The sequence below is a fragment of the Pseudomonas sp. P1.31 genome, assembly GCF_001269815.1.
In the GTDB taxonomy this organism is placed as follows: Bacteria; Pseudomonadota; Gammaproteobacteria; order Pseudomonadales; family Pseudomonadaceae; genus Aquipseudomonas; species Aquipseudomonas rustica.
Genome location: NZ_LHVN01000027.1, coordinates 212,776 through 231,309 on the forward strand (window position 1 = coordinate 212,776; position 18,534 = coordinate 231,309).

General features: G+C 59.2%; 16 protein-coding genes. 7 read left to right on the forward strand and 9 right to left on the reverse strand.

Going from position 1 to position 18,534, the window contains the following annotated elements; genetic code table 11:
• Positions 1-340 precede the first annotated feature (340 nt).
• Complete coding sequence (locus AD669_RS17760; RefSeq protein WP_053122096.1) at positions 341-778, reverse strand: hypothetical protein; 438 nt, start codon at positions 776-778, stop codon at positions 341-343.
• Positions 779-880: 102 nt separating this feature from the next.
• On the opposite strand from AD669_RS17760, the gene AD669_RS17765 reads away from it, so the two are divergent.
• Positions 881-1,318 (forward strand): universal stress protein, encoded by a 438-nt coding sequence (locus AD669_RS17765; RefSeq protein WP_053122097.1) that lies wholly within the window; start codon positions 881-883, stop codon positions 1,316-1,318.
• Positions 1,319-1,458: 140 nt separating this feature from the next.
• Here AD669_RS17765 and AD669_RS17770 read toward each other — a convergent pair whose 3' ends face one another.
• Positions 1,459-3,381 (reverse strand): ATP-binding cassette domain-containing protein, encoded by a 1,923-nt coding sequence (locus tag AD669_RS17770; protein WP_053122098.1) that lies wholly within the window; start codon positions 3,379-3,381, stop codon positions 1,459-1,461.
• Between the two features lie 214 nt (positions 3,382-3,595).
• Here AD669_RS17770 and AD669_RS17775 point away from each other — a divergent pair, with 214 nt between their 5' ends.
• Positions 3,596-5,524: a transglycosylase SLT domain-containing protein gene (locus AD669_RS17775; RefSeq protein ID WP_053122100.1), complete on the forward strand. Its 1,929-nt coding sequence runs from the start codon at positions 3,596-3,598 to the stop codon at positions 5,522-5,524.
• A gap of 108 nt (positions 5,525-5,632) precedes the next feature.
• Here AD669_RS17775 and AD669_RS17780 read toward each other — a convergent pair whose 3' ends face one another.
• Positions 5,633-5,998 (reverse strand): Fic family protein, encoded by a 366-nt coding sequence (locus AD669_RS17780; RefSeq protein WP_053122102.1) that lies wholly within the window; start codon positions 5,996-5,998, stop codon positions 5,633-5,635.
• Between the two features lie 127 nt (positions 5,999-6,125).
• Positions 6,126-7,913 (reverse strand): ABC transporter transmembrane domain-containing protein, encoded by a 1,788-nt coding sequence (locus AD669_RS17785; RefSeq protein ID WP_172680131.1) that lies wholly within the window; start codon positions 7,911-7,913, stop codon positions 6,126-6,128.
• Between the two features lie 258 nt (positions 7,914-8,171).
• On the opposite strand from AD669_RS17785, the gene AD669_RS17790 reads away from it, so the two are divergent.
• Complete coding sequence (locus AD669_RS17790) at positions 8,172-8,351, forward strand: PA1571 family protein (RefSeq protein WP_053122106.1); 180 nt, start codon at positions 8,172-8,174, stop codon at positions 8,349-8,351.
• Between the two features lie 171 nt (positions 8,352-8,522).
• Here AD669_RS17790 and pdxB read toward each other — a convergent pair whose 3' ends face one another.
• Positions 8,523-9,668 (reverse strand): 4-phosphoerythronate dehydrogenase PdxB, encoded by a 1,146-nt coding sequence (gene pdxB / locus AD669_RS17795; RefSeq protein ID WP_053122108.1) that lies wholly within the window; start codon positions 9,666-9,668, stop codon positions 8,523-8,525.
• 207 nt (positions 9,669-9,875) lie between these two features.
• Between pdxB and AD669_RS17800 the strand changes: the two genes are divergently transcribed.
• Positions 9,876-11,285, forward strand: coding sequence for an MATE family efflux transporter (locus AD669_RS17800; RefSeq protein WP_053122110.1), 1,410 nt, complete (start codon positions 9,876-9,878; stop codon positions 11,283-11,285).
• Between the two features lie 134 nt (positions 11,286-11,419).
• Here AD669_RS17800 and tusA read toward each other — a convergent pair whose 3' ends face one another.
• Together tusA and rlmM are read right to left on the reverse strand one after the other, a co-directional pair.
• Complete coding sequence (gene tusA / locus AD669_RS17805) at positions 11,420-11,671, reverse strand: sulfurtransferase TusA (protein ID WP_053122112.1); 252 nt, start codon at positions 11,669-11,671, stop codon at positions 11,420-11,422.
• Positions 11,672-11,840: 169 nt separating this feature from the next.
• Positions 11,841-12,914, reverse strand: a complete 1,074-nt coding sequence (rlmM, locus tag AD669_RS17810; RefSeq protein WP_053122113.1) for a 23S rRNA (cytidine(2498)-2'-O)-methyltransferase RlmM — start codon at positions 12,912-12,914, stop codon at positions 11,841-11,843.
• Between the two features lie 222 nt (positions 12,915-13,136).
• On the opposite strand from rlmM, the gene acnA reads away from it, so the two are divergent.
• Entirely contained in the window at positions 13,137-15,878 is a 2,742-nt protein-coding gene (gene acnA / locus AD669_RS17815) for an aconitate hydratase AcnA (protein WP_053122114.1), read from the forward strand.
• A 367-nt stretch (positions 15,879-16,245) separates the two neighbouring features.
• Here acnA and AD669_RS17820 read toward each other — a convergent pair whose 3' ends face one another.
• Together AD669_RS17820 and AD669_RS17825 are read right to left on the reverse strand one after the other, a co-directional pair.
• A complete protein-coding gene (locus AD669_RS17820; protein WP_082341464.1) occupies positions 16,246-17,061 on the reverse strand; it encodes an aminoglycoside phosphotransferase family protein in 816 nt (271 codons plus the stop codon).
• Positions 17,048-17,536, reverse strand: a complete 489-nt coding sequence (locus AD669_RS17825; RefSeq protein ID WP_053122116.1) for an SRPBCC family protein — start codon at positions 17,534-17,536, stop codon at positions 17,048-17,050. The genes AD669_RS17820 and AD669_RS17825 overlap by 14 nt, the downstream gene beginning before the upstream one ends.
• A gap of 142 nt (positions 17,537-17,678) precedes the next feature.
• On the opposite strand from AD669_RS17825, the gene AD669_RS17830 reads away from it, so the two are divergent.
• Both AD669_RS17830 and AD669_RS17835 read left to right on the forward strand, forming a co-directional pair.
• A complete protein-coding gene (locus AD669_RS17830; protein WP_156316170.1) occupies positions 17,679-17,969 on the forward strand; it encodes a hypothetical protein in 291 nt (96 codons plus the stop codon).
• A 51-nt stretch (positions 17,970-18,020) separates the two neighbouring features.
• On the forward strand, positions 18,021-18,425 hold the full coding sequence (locus AD669_RS17835; RefSeq protein WP_053122119.1) for a lysozyme inhibitor LprI family protein: 405 nt from the start codon (positions 18,021-18,023) through the stop codon (positions 18,423-18,425).
• Positions 18,426-18,534 lie beyond the last annotated feature (109 nt).

The following is an 18,534-nucleotide window of genomic DNA, read 5'->3' on the forward strand; positions in this document are numbered from 1 at the left end:
TCACCTTCACGGAATTTCCGACAATTGTCAATCGCCCAAAATACGGGTTGAAATGCGACTTTGCGGTCATTTCCGCACCATGCAGACCGGCAACACGCGCCTGCATGAGAAGCCATTCATAGAATCAATAGTTAGAAAAGTCGCCCTAATTAGCGCCGAGCCTTGTTTAACAGGCTACGCTGGCTGGACTACAGGGAAAAGCGCTGAACGCTGCAAGCGAGATTCGTTGTAAAAAGATTTACCGGCCTGCCTGGCCAACCCAGCCCGATGAATCATGTCGGGCTTTTTAATGCGTGTCTGCCGGACGATCCCCACCGTTGCAGTGGGAAAAGTCCGCGCGTCATGCCAGCGCTTTCAGAGTCGCGTCGATATCCAGCAAAACCGAGGCTTCGCCCTTCTCACCCCAATACAAGGCGATCATCTGCTTGTCGGCTTCGACTTTGAAAACGTTGCCCGGCAACTTTTCGAAATGATTAAGCAGCGCCGGATCTTCGCAGGCTTCCTGCCATTGATTGACCCACGCACCCGGCGATTTCTGCCAATACGTCCAGCACGCCGGCTGCTTGCCACGGCGCGGCCGATGATATTGCGCGCACGGGCTCGGCGGCTCTTGCGCCATCCAGTGCGGCCACTCCTGAGGCGCCAGTTGCATGGCCAGACCGATGCGGCGCGCCTCCATGCGCAGGGCGATGCGACCGCTTTGTGCACGCGATGGACGCAACCACGCCAGCGGACTCAAAACCACCAACAGGATTGACACCACCAACCAGACCGTCATATCTCTACTCCCGATTTTTGATGAGCCATTGCTCCACTTCGGAACCAATGCGCTTGAAACCAGCCATACTTAACAATATTGAACCGTCACGAGGAGCACCTCATGCCCTACACCCATATCCTGGTCGCCGTAGATCTGACTGAAGAGTGCGACCCTGTGATTCACCGCGCCCGTGAGCTATCGGTGAGCAACGGCGCCAAGCTGTCGCTGGTGCATATTGTCGAACCAATGGCCATGGCGTTCGGCGGCGACGTGCCGATGGATCTGTCACAACTGCAACAACAGCAGTTCGATCAGGCCAAGGAGCGCCTGGAGCGCCTGAAGCTCAAATACTCCGAGCTCGAAGGCGCCAACTGCCATTTGACCTATGGCCAGCCACGTCAGGAAATCCACCACTTCGCCAAGGAACAGCAATGCGATCTGATTGTGGTTGGCAGCCATGGTCGTCATGGCCTGGCCTTGTTGCTCGGCTCCACTGCGAACGACGTACTGCACGGTGCGCCTTGCGATGTGCTCGCTGTCCACCTGGTTAAACGCTAACCGTGTAGGAGCTGCCGAAGGCTGCGATCTTTTGATCTTGTCCTTTTAAAAACAAAGTCAAAAGATCGCAGCCTTCGGCAGCTCCTACAAAAAGCCCGGCCTCACGCAAATGAGGCCGGGCTTTTTTGTTACGGGATCAATCAGGCATCCAGCTCGGCCCAACGCTCCATCAACGCATCCAGCTCAGCGTGCAACTGCTCCAAAGAAGCAATCACCTTGGCCGTCTCAGCCGCAGGACGCTGATAGAAACCGGCATCCGCCATTTCAGCTTCCACCGCAGCGATCTGCTGCTCTTTGGCGTCGATGTCGCCCGGCAACGCTTCCAGCTCGCGCTGCAGTTTGTAGCTCAGCTTCTTCTTGGCCGCAGGGGCGGTCGCGGCAGGTTCAGCCACCGCAGCTGGCTCAGCGGTTACCACTGCCGAATTCAGGTCAGCCTTGCCGGATTTGCTTTCAGTCACGCCCAGCAGACGCGGCGAGCCGCCCTGACGGATCCAATCCTGATAGCCGCCGACGTATTCACGCACCTTGCCTTCACCTTCGAAGACCAGAGTGCTGGTGACCACGTTGTCGAGGAATGCCCGGTCGTGGCTGACCATCAGCACGGTGCCGTTGAACGTCAGCAGCACTTCTTCAAGCAGCTCCAGCGTTTCCACGTCGAGGTCGTTGGTCGGTTCGTCGAGCACCAGCAGGTTGGCCGGTTTGCTGAACAGTTTGGCCAGCAACAGACGCGCGCGCTCACCACCCGACAGCGCCTTGACCGGCGTGCGGGCACGCTGCGGGCTGAACAGGAAATCGCCGAGGTAGCTCAGGACGTGGCGGCTCTGACCGTCGATATCGATGAAGTCGCGACCTTCGGCAACGTTGTCGATAACGGTTTTTTCCAGATCCAGTTGATGACGCAACTGATCGAAGTAGGCCACGTCGATCCGCGTACCCTCTTCCACTTTGCCGCTGGTCGGTTGCAGACCGCTGAGCATCAGTTTCAGCAGCGTGGTCTTGCCGGTACCGTTAGCGCCGAGCAGACCGATACGGTCGCCGCGCGTCAGCACCATCGAGAAATCCTTGATCAGGAACGGGCCGCCCGGGTGAGCGAAACTCACGTTCTCGAGCACCATCACCTGCTTGCCGGACTTGTCGGCAGTGTCCAGCTGAATGTTAGCCTTGCCGGTGCGCTCACGACGCTCACTGCGCTCAACGCGCAAAGCTTTCAGGGCGCGCACGCGGCCTTCGTTACGGGTGCGGCGCGCCTTGATGCCCTGGCGGATCCAGACTTCTTCCTGGGCCAGTTTCTTGTCGAACAGCGCGTTGGCGGTTTCTTCAGCGGCCAGCGCGGCTTCTTTGTGCACGAGGAAACTGGCGTAGTCGCCGTTCCAGTCGATCAGGCCGCCGCGATCCAGTTCGAGGATGCGCGTGGCAAGGTTTTGCAGGAAGGAACGGTCGTGCGTGATGAACAGCACGGCACCCTGGAAATCTTTCAGCGCTTCTTCGAGCCAGGCAATCGCACCGATGTCCAGGTGGTTGGTCGGTTCGTCGAGCAGCAGCAGATCCGGTTCGGACACCAGCGCCTGCGCCAGCAGCACGCGACGACGCCAGCCGCCGGACAACTGGGCGAGGGTCTTGTCGGCCGGCAGTTGCAGGCGGCTCAGGGTGCTGTCGACCAACGTCTGCAAGCGCCAGCCATCACGGGCTTCGAGGTCTTGCTGAACGTGCATCAGCTTGTTCAGGTCTTCTTCAGTAACGCAGTTCTGCGCCAAATGATGGTACTCGGCGAGCAACGCGCCCACACCATCCAGGCCTTCAGCAACCACGTCGAATACCGTCCGATCGTCGGCCACTGGCAATTCTTGCGGCAATTCGCCGATTTTCAGACCGGGGGCACGCCACACGGAGCCGTCATCAGGCTTTTGATCGCCCTTGACCAGCTTCATCATGCTGGACTTGCCTGTGCCGTTGCGACCGATGATGCACACCCGCTCACCACGGGCGATCTGCCAGGACACCTTGTCCAACAACGGCATAGCGCCGAACGCAAGGGACACATCGCTGAATTTGAGCAGGGTCATGAGCTTCTCCAAAAACCGGGCGCGCATTCTACCTGACTTAGGGCTACAGCAGGCCGGCAATTTGTCCGTCGAAGCACTCTGCACAACAATTGTTGCGAACTTGTGCTGCGAGGCCCGCAAAGCTTTCGCCGCTCGCTGGCAAAAGGCTAAGCTACAGACAATTCAGTGCTGACCGAGGTCGGCACTTGTCATGATTTCTCTGCCCGGATGTCTCATGCGCAGTCGCCTTTTCAGTGTTTTGTCCTGCTTGCTACTTACCGCCGCTGCCGTTCAATCCGCCCAGGCGGTGGATCTGTCCACCCAACGCCAGTATTACGATGAAGCCAAGCGCGCCTTGGCCAAAGGCGACACCGGCCCGTATTTCCGTTACAGCCAGGCCCTGGCCGATTATCCGCTGGAACCGTATCTGGCTTATGACGAATTGACCGCGCGCCTGAAAAGCGCAAGCAACGAGGAAATCGAGAAATTCCTCGCCGAGCACGGTGACCTGCCCCAGGCCAACTGGATGAAGCTGCGCTGGTTGCGCTGGCTTGCCGACCGTGGCGACTGGGCGACCTTCGTCAAGTACTACGACCCGAAGCTCAACTTCACCGAACTGGACTGCCTGAATGCGCAGTACCAGATCACCCACGACAAAAAATCCGAAGGTTATGCCAATGCCGACAAGCTCTGGCTGACCGGCAAATCGCAGCCCGCCGCGTGTGACGCGCTGTTCGGCATCTGGGCCGCTGACGGCCAGTTGACCGAACAGAAACGCTGGGAGCGCACCAAACTCGCCGCTCAGGCGCGCAACTATCCGCTCGCCAACAGTCTGGTTAACGGCCTGACCACCCTCGCCCCGCGCGGGCGGTTGCTGGTCGATGTCGCGCAGAAACCCGAGTTGCTCAACCAACCATCGCGCTTCACTCCGGCGGATGAACCGATGTCCGACGTGGTCAGCCTCGGCCTGCGCCGCCTCGCCCGTCAGGATCCGGACAAGGCCATGGCGCTGCTCGATGGTTACGCCAGCAGCATGCATTTCTCCCGCGATGAAAAAGTCGCGATCGCCCGGGAAATAGGCCTGACCCTGGCCCGGCGTTTCGACAGCCGCGCGCTGGACGTGATGACCAAATACGACCCGGAACTGCGCGACAACACCGTGTCCGAATGGCGTTTGCGTCTGCTGTTGCGTCTGGCGCGTTGGGACGATGCTTACCAACTGACCAAGCGTCTGCCGCAGGATCTCGCCACCACCAACCGCTGGCGTTACTGGCAGGCGCGCAGCCTGGAACTGGCGCAACCGCAGAACCCGGAAGCACAGACCCTGTACAAAAATCTGGCGCGTGAACGTGACTTCTACGGTTTCCTCGCCGCCGACCGCTCGCAATCGCCGTATTCGTTGAACAACAAGCCACTGGTGCTGAGCCAGGCGTTGATCAACAAGGTTCGCAACACGCCTGGCGTACGCCGTGCGCTTGAATTCCATGCGCGCGGGCAGATCGTCGACGGTCGCCGCGAGTGGTACCACGTCAGCCGTCATTTCAATCGTGACGAAATGGTCGCGCAGGCAAAACTGGCTTATGACCTGAAATGGTATTTCCCGGCGATCCGCACCATCAGTCAGGCGCAGTATTGGGACGACCTGGACATCCGCTTCCCGATGGCCCACCGCGAAACTCTCGTGCGTGAAGCCAAGGTGCGTGGCCTGCATTCTAGCTGGGTGTTCGCGATCACTCGCCAGGAAAGCGCCTTCATGGACGACGCCCGCTCCGGCGTCGGCGCCAGCGGCCTGATGCAACTGATGCCCGCCACCGCCAAGGAAACCGCGCGCAAATTCAGCATTCCGCTGGCCTCGCCGCAACAAGTGCTCGATCCGGACAAAAACATCCAGCTCGGCGCAGCTTATCTAAGCCAGGTGCACAGCCAGTTCAACGGCAACCGCGTCCTCGCCTCCGCCGCCTACAACGCCGGCCCCGGTCGTGTGCGCCAGTGGTTGCGCGGCGCCGATCACCTGAGCTTCGACGTCTGGGTGGAAAGCATCCCATTCGACGAAACCCGCCAGTACGTGCAAAACGTACTGTCGTACTCGGTGATCTACGGGCAGAAACTCAACTCGCCACAGCCGCTGGTGGATTGGCATGAGCGCTACTTCGACGACCAATGACTTGTAGGCGCTGCCGAAGGCTGCGATCTTTAGATCTTGCTCCAAATAAAATGCCCGCATTTTCATGCGGGCATTTTTAGATCAAAAGATCGCAGCCTGCGGCAGCTCCTACAGGAATGTGGAGGCTGTCGTTTTACCCCGCTCAGTCAGGCGATACTTTTGCGTAGGGCTCCTGGGCGAATCGGGGTCGGTCATTTCAATCAATTTAATAGCCAGTGCGGGTTTCAGATAGTTCGCGCGAAATGTTGCCTTGTGAGCCAGCCCGAGGCTACTCATGAGCTCGTTTACGCTCAGTTGATCAGCCCCATCAAATACGCCGAGCAACATCGCTACTTGGTCGGTTACTTGGTCGGTTACTTGGTCGGTTACTTGGTCGGTTACTTGGTCGGTTGAAGGCTCATTGCTGATTGCTTCTTGCAGCGCAAGACTTAAGGCTTGAAGCATGTACTCGACGAAGGGTGTCGATTCGGCCATCCGATCCGCTTCCGACCGATTTGCTCGCTGATGTTAGCGATCACAGCAACCATTCGAGTGTTCAGGTTCAACGGCGGTTGGTAACCACTCATGTCCCCTCCAAGCATTTCCTACGGGCGCTCATCATTCATAGGTGTTGTTTAGACGCTTCCTGACCATCACTAAACTGCAACGCCGCCAGCCGTGCATACAGCGGATTACTGGCAATCAATTCCTGATGTGTCCCCACCGCGACCAATTTGCCCTGATCCATCACGGCGATCCGGTCGGCGTTTATCACTGTGGCCAAACGGTGCGCAATCACCAGCGTCGTGCGGTTGTGCATCAGGCTCGGCAAGGCTTGCTGGATCAAGTGTTCGCTTTGCGCGTCGAGGGCGCTGGTGGCTTCGTCGAGCAGCAGGATTGGCGCGTCCACCAGCAGCGCCCGGGCGATGGCCAGACGTTGGCGTTGGCCGCCGGAGAGGCCGAGGCCGCCGTCGCCCAAGTGGGTTTGGTAGCCGTCTGGCATTTGTTCGATGAAGTCGTGGGCGTGGGCGATTCGCGCGGCTTCCTTGACCTGCTCCAGTGTGGCCGTCGGGCAGCCATAACGAATGTTTTCCTCGACGCTGCCAAAGAACAGCGCGGGCGTTTGCGAGACGAGGGCGAAGCAGCGGCGCAAATCCAGAGGATCGAGGCAGGTCAAGGGCACGCCATCGAGGAGAATTTGTCCTTCGCGCGGGTCGTAAAATCGCAGCAACAAATCGTACACCGTGGATTTCCCGGCGCCGGACGGCCCTACCAGCGCCAGGGTTTCGCCCGCGCGGACGGTCAGATTCAAGCCATCGACGGCGTAGCTTTCTGGACGCGACGGGTAGGAAAAACGCACATCCCGCAGCTCCAGCTCGCCGCGCACGCGCTCAGGCAACGTCACCAACCCGGAGGTGGGCGGCTGGATGATATTTTCCGAGCGCAGCAGTTCGGCGATGCGTTCGGCAGCGCCAGCAGCGCGTTGCAGCTCGCCGATCACTTCGCTCAGTGTGCCGAAAGCACTGCCGACGATCAGGCTGTAAAACACAAATGCCGCCAGTTCACCCGCCGAAATTCTCCCGGCGATCACGTCCATGCCGCCGACCCATAACATCACCGCGACCGCGCCCAGCACTAGCACGATCACCAGGGTAATCAGCCACGCACGCTGGAAGATGCGTTTACGCGCCGTTTCAAAAGCCTGCTCGACCGTCGAGGCAAAGCGATGCTCGTCCTGCACCTGATGGTTGTAGGCCTGCACGGTTTTGATCTGGCCAAGGGTTTCGGAGACGTAACTGCCAATGTCGGCAATGCGATCCTGACTCTGGCGCGACAGATTGCGCACACGGCGGCCGAAAATCAGGATCGGCGCAACAACCAACGGCAGCGCGATGACCACGATGCTGGTGAGTTTGGGGTTAGTGATGAACAGCAGCACAACTCCGCCAATGACCATCAGCAGATTGCGCAGAAACAGCGACAGCGACGAACCGATCACCGACTGCAGCAATGTCGTGTCAGCGGTAAGGCGCGACTGGATTTCCGAGCTGCGGTTGTCCTCATAAAACCCCGGATGCAGGTACACCAAGTGGTTGAACACCTGGCGACGAATGTCCGCGACAACCCGCTCACCAATCCACGACACCCAATAAAACCGGGCAAAGGTGCCGATCGCCAGTCCGACGACCAACAGCATGAACAGGCCAATCGACTGGTTGAGCAAATGCGGCGACTGGGTCATGAAACCCTGATCGACCAACAGCTTGATGCCCTGCCCCATCGACAAGGTAATGCCGGCGGTGACGATCAATGCGAGCAGCGCGCCAAAGGCCTGCCAACGATAGGGCAGGAGAAAATGGCTGGTCAGACGCAGGGCGCGCCGGTGTCGGGAGGAAAGCATCGAGATCATTCGGGTTCACATCTGCGCAGATGAATTGGGCCAGCCTAGTCACTGAAATGGGGTGGAACTCTGTAAATCACAATGAGTCAGGTTAAATATGCCCGTGACGACTAGAGCCTAGAGGCTATTGGTCTAAAGTTCGGGTTGAGACGAGCGGTCATTTCTGTTTGAGTGGAGATGCCGCCGCCGACAGACCGCAGGGCGTTGTAACAGCCCGGTCACGTGGCAGTTTTAACCTTGGCGAATAACCTGATGAGGAGACAGGCCATGTCCTTGCAACACAGCAGCGATGACAAGATTGAAGTGATCCGCACCAAGCCCGGCCAACCTCTGGGTTGCTCGATTATTGATAAGGATGGGCGTGAAGTACCGATCACTGAAGACATGATCCAGCAAGCGTGCAGCGAACTGGAGAAGCGATTGGTCAAGCCTGCCGAACAAGAGTGATATAGCCACAGTCTTCCTGACCCGGCCCCATTTTGGCCGGGTTTTTTCTGTCAGGGATTCGCCGACGGACCGTGTAGGAGCTGCCGAAGGCTGCGATCTTTTGATGTTGTTTTTTACAAGCAAGATCAAAAGATCGCAGCCTTCGGCAGCTCCTACAGGGGTTATGTGAGGTTACGGGATTAGGATTGCACCCAGCGCCGCCACAATCTGCCGCAACACCGGCGACGCCCCTTCAATCCGCACTTTCAGCCCTTCAATCTCGCGCCGCACCGGATACTGTTTGCGCAACACATCAAACGCCGCACGCTGCTCAGCGACGTTGCCTACAAGGCTGCGGCGGAAATCCGCATCATCGCGGCGCGGGTCGTACACGCCACGGCACAACATCGCCAGCGCCCACGCCGGATCGCTGTCAGCGTGCAGGGAAACTTCCGACAGCCACGGTGCCGGCAGCAAGTCGCTGAGCTGAATGTTCGCAGGCTGGCCGATGAACTCGCAGTACGCCTGATAGATCTGTGCGGTGCCGCGTTGCTTGCCATCAAGGCTGTAGCCGGCAATGTGCGGTGTTGCCAGCACGCAGAGTTCGGCCAGTTCGACATCGACTTCTGGTTCTGCTTCCCAGACATCCAGCACTGCTTGCAGGTCTTCACGTTCCAGCAGCACTTCGCGCAGGGCCGCGTTATCCACGACCGGGCCGCGCGCGGCGTTGATCAGCCAGGCGCCGGGTTTGAGTTGCTGCAAACGCTGCTGATCGAACAGATGCCAGGTCGCGCCGTCACCGCTGCGGGTCAACGGAGTGTGCAGGCTGATCACGTCGCACTGCTCGATGATCTGTTCGAGGCTGACGTAATCGCCGCCCTCTGCTGCCTGACGCGGCGGATCGCAGACTTTGACGTTCCAGCCCAAGCCCTTGAGGACATTGATCAGGCGACCGCCAACCTCACCGGCGCCGATCACCCCGTAAGTGCGTTTAGTCAGATCGACACCCTCGATTTCGGCGAGGGTCATCAGGCTGCCGAGCACATAGTCGACCACGCCCCGGGCATTGCAGCCGGGCGCGCTGGACCAGGTGATGCCGGCCTCGTTGAAATACTCCAGATCCAGATGATCGGTGCCGATGGTGCAAGTGCCGACAAAACGCACTTTGCTGCCTTCAAGCAGCGCACGGTTGACGTTGGTCACCGAACGCACCAGCAACACATCGGCCTGCTCGACCGTCGCACGGTCAATGGAACGGCCCGGCACCCGGCGGATTTCGCCGAAACCGGCAAAAAAGGCATCGAGCAGCGGGATATTTTCGTCGGCAACAATCAGCATGGCGGGCTCCTTGGGCGGATCGGCAGTTTAACTGTAGGAGCTGCCGCAGGCTGCGATCTTTTGATGGTGATCTTAAAAACCTAAAGATCGCAGCCTGCGGCAGCTCCTACCCGATTACAAATCCGCAACAGAGGATTTTTCCTGACTGTAACGTCAGCCGCGTAGAATGCGGCGCCTTGCGCATCAACCTTTGTGGACGCTTTGCCTGTGAATTCTGTAACTGACCAACCTGTCGCCGTCTCCCTGACCCGCCCCGCGCGGATTCGTCTGGAGTTCAAAAACCTGCTCGCCCTCGCGCTGCCGATCATCATCGCGCAGCTGGCGACCACGGCCATGGGCTTCGTCGATGCGGTGATGGCCGGGCGCGTCGGGCCCAAGGATCTGGCGGCAGTGGCATTGGGCAACTCGATCTGGGTGCCGGTGTTTCTGTTAATGACCGGCACCCTGCTCGCCACCACGCCGAAAGTCGCCCAGCGCTTTGGCGCCGGCAAGCACAGCGAGATCGGCCCGATCGTGCGTCAGGCGTTGTGGCTGGCGTTGGTGGTTGGCCTGATCGCGACTGCGATGCTGGTGGCCGCCGAACCAGTGCTGCACCTGATGAAGGTCGACCCGGAGCTGATCGGCCCGTGCATGCAATACCTGCACGGCATCGCCAGTGGTTTGCCGGCCGTAGCGTTTTATCACGTGCTGCGTTGCACCAGTGACGGCATCGGCCGAACCCGCCCGGCGATGGTGCTGGGTCTGTGCGGTCTGGCGCTGAATATTCCGCTGAACTACATCTTCATCTATGGCCACTTCGGCGTGCCAGCGATGGGCGGCGTCGGCTGCGGCTGGGCCACGGCAATCGTGATGTGGGTGATGGCGCTGGGTCTGGCCGGTTATGAGCGCTGGGCGCCGGCCTATCGTTCGAGCGAACTGTTCAGCCGTTTCGACTGGCCGCAGTGGGCGGTGATCAAGCGTTTACTGGCGATTGGTTTGCCGATTGGCATTGCGGTGTTTGCCGAATCGAGCATCTTTGCGGTGATCGCTCTGTTGATCGGCAGCCTCGGCGCCACGGTGGTGGCCGGGCATCAGATTGCGCTGAACGTCAGCTCGCTGGTGTTCATGATTCCGTATTCGCTGGGCATGGCCGTGACTGTACGGGTCGGTCAGGCATTGGGCCGTGAAGAGCCGCGTGAAGCGCGTTTTGCTGCTGGCGTCGGCATGGGCACGGCGCTGGCCTACGCCTGCCTGTCGGCGAGCATGATGCTGTTACTGCGCGAGCCAATTGCGGCGATCTATACCGCCGACCCGACGGTGATTCACATCGCGGCGATGCTGATTGTGTACTCGGCGCTGTTCCAGTTTTCCGATGCGATTCAGGTTACTGCCGCCGGTGCGCTGCGCGGTTATCAGGACACTCGGGTGACGATGATTCTGACGCTGTTTGCGTATTGGGGCATTGGTTTGCCGGTGGGTTACGCCCTCGGCCTGACCGACTGGCTCGGCGAGCCACGTGGCCCGAGCGGGTTGTGGCAGGGTTTGATCGTCGGCCTGAGCTGCGCGGCGTTGATGCTGTCGATCCGCCTGACGCGCAGTGCGCGCAAGCGGATTCGGATCAGTCGTTCGGCAGGTTAAGGCCTGACGCAAGGTAAAAATGTGGGAGCGGGCTTGCTCGCGAATGCGGTGTAACAGTCGATATTTATGGTGACTGGTACATCGCATTCGCGAGCAAGCCCGCTCCCACATTTGGTTATGCGTTTGTCTTGGAGTCAGCCGTGTTTCTTGCGGATCCAGTACAGATACGTGCCGGCCTCTTCGTGTTGGCCGACCAGTTCATGGTCGAGAAACACGCAGAACTTCGGGATGTCGCGACGGGTCGACGGATCGGTGGCAATCACCTTGAGCAGGCCGCCGGGCACCAGGTCACGGATGTGCTGGTGCAACATCATTACCGGTTCCGGGCAGTTAAGGCCGGTGGCGTCGAGGGTGCCGTCGACCGGGGTATCGATCATTTCACTCATGATTTACTCCTGAAACTGGCCGGCATTGTCGCGCAATGCCGGGTGTTCGGTCATCTATAGCGTTAAACCGCATCCTATGTAGGAGCTGCCGAAGGCTGCGATCTTTTGATCTGGATCTTCAAAAACAAGATCAAAAGATCGCAGCCTTCGGCAGCTCCTACAGGGAGAATCAGCGGGATTTTGGTTTCTTGATGTCGTGACGGCGCAGGTGGCAGGTCACTTCTTCACGGTCGTGGTACAGCTGTTTGCAGCCGATATCGACCTTGATCCCGCGCGCTTTGAAGCCATCGGCGATGCGCTCAAGCAAACGCTTCACTTCGGCATAACGCTGCTTCATCGGCAACTTCAGGTTGACCACCGCCTCGCGGCAATGCCCCTCGCCGATCCACTCTTCGAGCATCGCTGCGTTACGCGCAGGCTTTTCGACGATGTCGCAGACCATCCAGTCCACCGGTTGCTTGGGCTTGAAGGTGAAACCGTCGGCCATCAAATGCTGCACCAGACCGGTGTCCATCAGGCTTTCCGCCATCGGGCCGTTGTCGATCGCCGTCACCAGCATGCCGCGATTGACCAGTTGCCAGGTCCAGCCGCCCGGCGCTGCGCCAAGGTCGACGCCGGTCATGTCACTGTGCAGACGATCTTCCCACTGATCACGCGGGATAAAGTGGTGCCAGGCTTCTTCCAGCTTCAACGTCGAACGGCTTGGTGCCTCGCGCGGAAACTTCAGGCGCGGAATGCCCATTGGCCACATCGCCGAGTTGCCAGCGTCCGCCATACCCAGAAACACTTCTCGGCCACTTTTGAAAGTCAGCAGCAGGCGCGGCTTACTGGCGTCGTCGACCAGTTTGCCGGCGCCGGTCAGCGCCTTCCGCAGCGGGCCTTCGAATTTCTTGCAGAAGTTCGACAGTTCCTTGCCGTCGTTGGTGTCGACGACTTCCAGCCACAGGCTGCCGCACACCGGGAAATCGGCCATGTGCGCAAGGATCACGCTGATGCGGTCGGTATCCGGTAGATCGATGAATACGCCGCGCGCCCATTGGCGCGGGAAGATCAACTCGGCGAAACGCTGGCCGCGCATCAGGCGCTCGGCGCCGTCTTCTTCGGTGCAGACAAACTCGGCGCAGGCGGTGGCTGCTTTGGCCTTGGCGTAACCGGCCACGTTGAGCTGGGCGGCGAGGTCGGAAATTTCCGAACAGACTTCGCCTTCGAAGCCTGGCCGGCAATGCATGAATAGGGTGTTCATTCTTACTCCTGGGCAGCGGGCGATCATTCGGCCCCTGCGCGATGCTCAAGCCTTGCGTTGAAGCAAAGCCTGTCACGAAAACCGGCGCATGATAGCCGATGTCGGAACCTTGGACTTGCCCATAGAGTCCAGTTATTAGCCAGCTAATGAAAACAGGGCTACGTTGATAGCTCTGCCCGTCCCCTCAATCCGTAGCCGTGCGGATTCAAAGGAGTGATCGTAATGCCGTCCCTCGATAGTCTGAAGACCCTCAAAACACTGCAGATTGACCAAAAGACCTACCACTATTTCAGCCTGCCGGATGCCGCCAAAAGCCTGGGCGATCTGGACAAGTTGCCGATGTCGTTGAAAGTCCTGCTGGAAAACCTGCTGCGCTGGGAAGATGAAAAAACTGTCACCGGCGCCGACCTCAAGGCGATTGCCGCATGGCTCAAGGAGCGTCGCTCCGATCGGGAAATCCAGTACCGCCCTGCCCGCGTATTGATGCAAGACTTTACCGGGGTTCCCGCCGTGGTCGACCTCGCCGCCATGCGCGCGGCGATGGCCAAGGCCGGCGGCGACCCGCAGCGAATCAACCCGCTGTCACCGGTGGATCTGGTGATTGACCACTCGGTGATGGTCGACAAATTCGCCACGCCGAGCGCATTCGAGCAGAACGTCGATATCGAAATGCAGCGCAACGGCGAGCGTTACGCCTTTCTGCGCTGGGGCCAGAGCGCCTTCGACAACTTCAGCGTCGTCCCGCCGGGCACTGGCATCTGCCACCAGGTCAACCTTGAATACCTCGGCCGCACCGTGTGGACAAAGGATGAAGACGGCCGCACCTATGCCTTCCCGGACACACTGGTCGGCACCGACTCCCACACCACCATGATCAACGGCCTCGGCGTACTCGGCTGGGGCGTCGGCGGGATCGAGGCGGAAGCGGCGATGCTCGGGCAACCGGTGTCGATGCTGATTCCGGAAGTGATTGGTTTCAAACTGACCGGCAAACTCAAAGAAGGCATTACTGCCACTGACTTGGTACTGACGGTTACGCAGATGCTGCGCAAGAAAGGCGTTGTCGGAAAATTCGTCGAATTCTATGGCGACGGCCTCGCTGACCTACCGCTGGCTGACCGCGCGACCATCGCCAACATGGCCCCGGAATACGGCGCGACGTGCGGTTTCTTCCCGGTCGACGACGTGACGCTGGAATATCTGCGTCTGTCCGGGCGTCCGCCGGAAACGGTGAAACTGGTCGAGGCGTACACCAAGGCTCAGGGCCTGTGGCGTCTGCCCGGTCAGGAACCGGTGTTCACCGATAGCCTGGCGCTGGACATGGGCAGCGTCGAAGCGAGTCTGGCCGGGCCGAAACGTCCGCAGGATCGTGTGTCACTGCCCAATGTGCCGCAAGCCTTCAGCGACTTCATCGATCTGCAATTCAAACCCACCAGTAAAGATGAAGGACGCCTGGAAAGTGAGGGCGGTGGTGGCGTGGCGGTGGGCAATGCCGATCTGGTCGGCGAAACCGAATATGAATACGAAGGCCACACCTATCGTCTGAAAAACGGTGCGGTGGTGATCGCGGCAATAACCTCCTGCACCAACACCTCCAACCCGAGCGTGATGATGGCGGCCGGTCTGCTGGCGAAAAAAGCCGTGGAAAAAGGCCTGACCCGCAAGCCATGGGTGAAGAGTTCGCTGGCACCGGGCTCGAAAGTGGTTACCGACTACTACAAGGCTGCCGGTCTGACGCAGTACCTCGACCAGCTCGGGTTTTCGCTGGTCGGCTACGGCTGCACCACCTGCATCGGCAACTCCGGGCCGTTGCCCGAGCCGATCGAGAAAGCCATCCAGAAAGCCGATCTCACCGTCGCCTCGGTGCTGTCCGGCAACCGTAACTTTGAAGGTCGTGTGCATCCGTTGGTGAAAACCAACTGGCTGGCCTCGCCGCCGCTGGTGGTCGCCTATGCCTTGGCCGGCAGCGTGCGCAGCGACATCAGCAGCGAACCGTTGGGCGAGGACAAGCAAGGCAATCCGGTGTACTTGCGCGATATCTGGCCAAGCAGCAAAGAAATCGCCGACGCGGTCAGCCAGGTCAACACCGCGATGTTCCACAAGGAATATGCCGAGGTGTTCGCCGGTGATGAGCAATGGCAAGCCATCGAGGTGCCGCAAGCCGCCACCTATGTCTGGCAGGACGATTCGACTTATATCCAGCATCCACCGTTTTTCGACGATATTTCCGGGCCGTTGCCGGAAATCAAAGACGTCAAAGGCGCTCGCGTTCTGGCCTTGCTCGGCGACTCGGTGACCACCGACCACATCTCCCCCGCCGGCAACATCAAGGCTGACAGCCCCGCCGGCGAGTATCTGCGTGAAAAAGGCGTGGAACCGCGGGACTTCAACTCCTACGGCTCACGCCGCGGCAATCACGAAGTGATGATGCGCGGCACCTTCGCCAACATCCGTATTCGTAACGAGATGCTTGGCGGTGAAGAAGGTGGCAACACCATCTACATTCCGACCGGCGAGAAACTGGCAATCTACGACGCGGCCATGAAATATCAGGCCTCGGGCACGCCGCTGGTGGTGATTGCCGGGCAGGAATATGGCACCGGTTCAAGTCGTGACTGGGCGGCCAAGGGTACGAATCTGCTGGGCGTGAAAGCGGTGATTGCCGAGAGTTTTGAGCGGATTCACCGTTCCAATCTGGTGGGTATGGGCGTGCTGCCGCTGCAGTTCAAGCTTGATCAGAACCGCAAGAGCCTGAATCTGACGGGCAAGGAGACGTTCGAGATCAAGGGTTTGACCGGGGTTGAACTAACACCGCGGATGAATTTGCCATTGGTGATTACGCGCGAAGATGGGCGTCAGGAGAAAATCGAGGTGCTGTGCCGGATCGATACGTTGAATGAGGTGGAGTACTTCAAATCAGGAGGGATCCTGCATTACGTCCTGCGCCAACTCATCGCTTCCTGATTGACGCTATACCTGTGGCGAGGGGATTTATCCCCGATGGACTGCGCAGCAGGCCCTTCTTTTGGGGGTCGCTTCGCAACCCATCGGGGATAAATCCCCTCACCACAATGTCATTCGCCTCAAATTCCCTGTGATTTTCCATAGGCAAAAAAAAACCCGCCGAAGCGGGTTTTTCCCAAGACCATTATCGACTCCCTGTCGGCAGCGATCCTTGCAAATGGTCGATCATCCGTGATCCTGAAACACTCCCTGTGTCTCAGTTGATGTGGCTAGATTAACCGTGGGATCCAATCGGCAATAGTCGACATAGCTACCATCGCGTGTAGGACATTCGCCATAGCGACCCTTCCGAAAACCCTTAGACGTGTCAGGCGTCGAGCATGGAAGCGGCAATCTGCGCAACTTTCAGCTGCCCTGAGGCCTGCTCCAGTGCGTCATCTTCCAAAAACCATGCGGCGGATAATCCGGCGAACGCCAGCACCCATTGCAGCAGTCTTTGGCGATCCAGCCCGGCGGCGTCGGTTATCACCTCAAGCTGTCGGCGGAAACGTTGGGGATTGGTGGCGGAGGGCAGATCGGGGTTGCAAATCAAATTGGCGTAGTCAAAACCGCGTTCGCCCGTGACCCGCTTCGGGTCGATGGCCAGCCAGCCACGCTCGCTGAAATCCAGAACATTGTCGTGATGCATGTCGCCGTGCAACACCACCACGTCTTGCGGGTTGGCGAGCAATGTTTCTGCCGTTTCCAGGCTTAAGCCGTAGAGACCGCCATGCTGGGCCGCAGCGATTCGCAGCGAAGCAAACCACGGCCCCAGCTCCACCAACGGCGGCGGTGGCGTCGCGCGCGGTGCATGCAGCCTTGCCAGCGCCGCACACAGAATCCGGCTGGCCTGGTCGTCCTCGCCATTCAGCGCCATGTGCATCAGCGAACGCCGGCCCATAGCCCGTTCCATCAGCAAGCCATCCTCGTGATGCGCCAGCACCTGCGCGGCGCCATTGCCGTCCCACCAGGACATCAGTTGGTTGCCGATTTTTTCATCGACATCCATCGCCACTTTGAGCATCGCAGGTGTATCGCCCACGCGCACTGGCAGCAAACGGCTGCCCAGCGTAATGATCGGTTCGCCGTCCGGCACCAATGACCAACGCTGCAGCCACGGTTGGAAAATGTCAGCCACCGTCACGCGCTCGGGCCTTGGCACTTTCGGTCAGGAACTGTTCAAGTCGGCTCAGTTGCTCCTCCCAGCCGCGGCTGTCCATGAAATAAGCCTCTTTCTGGCGAATATCGGGGATATGCGCGAAACCTGACTCGGAAACCTTGAGCAGTGTGCCGGCCTCGTAATCCTGCAGCTCGAACCTGACCAATGTGGTCGGTTCCTGGGAATAGTCGATCTTCGGATTCACCGCATACGGGTGCCAGCGAAACGAGAACAACTGCTGCGGCTCGACCCGCTCGATCAGCACATTCCACAACACGTGTTCATAACCCGGATACGTGACCTGCCCTTGCGTCCATTCACCGGCAATAAACCGCCTGCCCTCCAGCGCCACGCCAAACCACTGGCCAAACGCCTCGGCATCGACCAATGCACGCCAGACATGAGAACGCGGCGCCTTCAGCGAAATCTTGCGTTCGAAACTATTGGGTACTGGTTTCATACGTCACCTCCTGTTCTGAACACTAGGCTTGTATGACCACATGTCCAATGTGAAGTTGTATCAAGGAGCTATTTGGTCACCGGTGCCACGCGAAGTTGCGTCTAGACTCAAGGGTCAACCCAACGGATATCGGGAGACCGACATGCGGCTAATGCACCTCGTTCTGTGGACTGCCTTGCTGGCGCTGTCTGCTTGCGTGACTTCCGTGGATCATTGGAGCAAACCCGGTGCGACCCAAGCGACCATCGATCACGATAAAGCCGAATGCCAATACCAAGCCAAATCGGCAACCGCCAGTTACAGCAGCGCCCCGTCGGACAAAAGCATGTCAGCGGCAGTCGGTGCCGGAGTGGGCGATGGCATTGTGGTGGCGGAGAAACAGATCGACCTGACCAATGACTGCATGCGCCTGCGCGGTTACAGCGGCAGTTAATCTTGATCGCTACAATGCGTGGCATTCCTGATACCAAAAGTGAGACCGCAAATGTCCCCACGCCTGTTGCTAGCCCTGACCCCCTTCCTGTTCCCCTCCCTCGCCCACGCCGCCGTCGACTGCGCCAACGCCAGCGATCAGGCGACGATGAATCAGTGCGCCGGGCAGGATTTCAAAGCGGCGGATAAAGAGTTGAACACGGTGTATCAGCAGATTACCGGACGCTTGAAGGACAACCCTGATGCGAAGAAGCTTTTGGTCAGCGCGCAGCGGGCGTGGGTCGGGTTTCGTGATGCGGAGTGCAAGTTTTCGGCATCCGGGGTGACGGGCGGGAGTGTGTATCCGTTGATTTACAGCAATTGCCTGACGAGTGTGACCAACGTGCGGGTTGAGGCGCTGAAGGAGTATTTGAAGTGTGAGGAAGGTGACATGAGTTGCCCGGTGCCGGGGGCCTGAGTTTTGCGGCGGTTGTGAGGGCCTCTTCGCGAGCAGGCCCGCTCCCACATTGGAATGCATTTCAACATGTGGGAGCGGGCTTGCTCGCGAAGACTATCGGTCAAACAAC

Bases quoted from the DNA above. Each gene is read 5' to 3' on its own strand.
- AD669_RS17780 (WP_053122102.1), bottom strand. From the start codon at position 5,998: ATGGCCGAATCGACACCCTTCGTCGAGTACATGCTTCAAGCCTTAAGT.
- AD669_RS17790 (WP_053122106.1), top strand. From the start codon at position 8,172: ATGTCCTTGCAACACAGCAGCGATGACAAGATTGAAGTGATCCGCACC.
- rlmM (WP_053122113.1), bottom strand. From the start codon at position 12,914: ATGAACACCCTATTCATGCATTGCCGGCCAGGCTTCGAAGGCGAAGTC.
- AD669_RS17785 (WP_172680131.1), bottom strand. From the start codon at position 7,913: ATGATCTCGATGCTTTCCTCCCGACACCGGCGCGCCCTGCGTCTGACC.
- tusA (WP_053122112.1), bottom strand. From the start codon at position 11,671: ATGAGTGAAATGATCGATACCCCGGTCGACGGCACCCTCGACGCCACC.
- AD669_RS17760 (WP_053122096.1), bottom strand. From the start codon at position 778: ATGACGGTCTGGTTGGTGGTGTCAATCCTGTTGGTGGTTTTGAGTCCG.
- pdxB (WP_053122108.1), bottom strand. From the start codon at position 9,668: ATGCTGATTGTTGCCGACGAAAATATCCCGCTGCTCGATGCCTTTTTT.
- AD669_RS17775 (WP_053122100.1), top strand. From the start codon at position 3,596: ATGCGCAGTCGCCTTTTCAGTGTTTTGTCCTGCTTGCTACTTACCGCC.
- acnA (WP_053122114.1), top strand. From the start codon at position 13,137: ATGCCGTCCCTCGATAGTCTGAAGACCCTCAAAACACTGCAGATTGAC.
- AD669_RS17835 (WP_053122119.1), top strand. From the start codon at position 18,021: ATGTCCCCACGCCTGTTGCTAGCCCTGACCCCCTTCCTGTTCCCCTCC.
- AD669_RS17765 (WP_053122097.1), top strand. From the start codon at position 881: ATGCCCTACACCCATATCCTGGTCGCCGTAGATCTGACTGAAGAGTGC.
- AD669_RS17830 (WP_156316170.1), top strand. From the start codon at position 17,679: ATGCGGCTAATGCACCTCGTTCTGTGGACTGCCTTGCTGGCGCTGTCT.
- AD669_RS17770 (WP_053122098.1), bottom strand. From the start codon at position 3,381: ATGACCCTGCTCAAATTCAGCGATGTGTCCCTTGCGTTCGGCGCTATG.
- AD669_RS17825 (WP_053122116.1), bottom strand. From the start codon at position 17,536: ATGAAACCAGTACCCAATAGTTTCGAACGCAAGATTTCGCTGAAGGCG.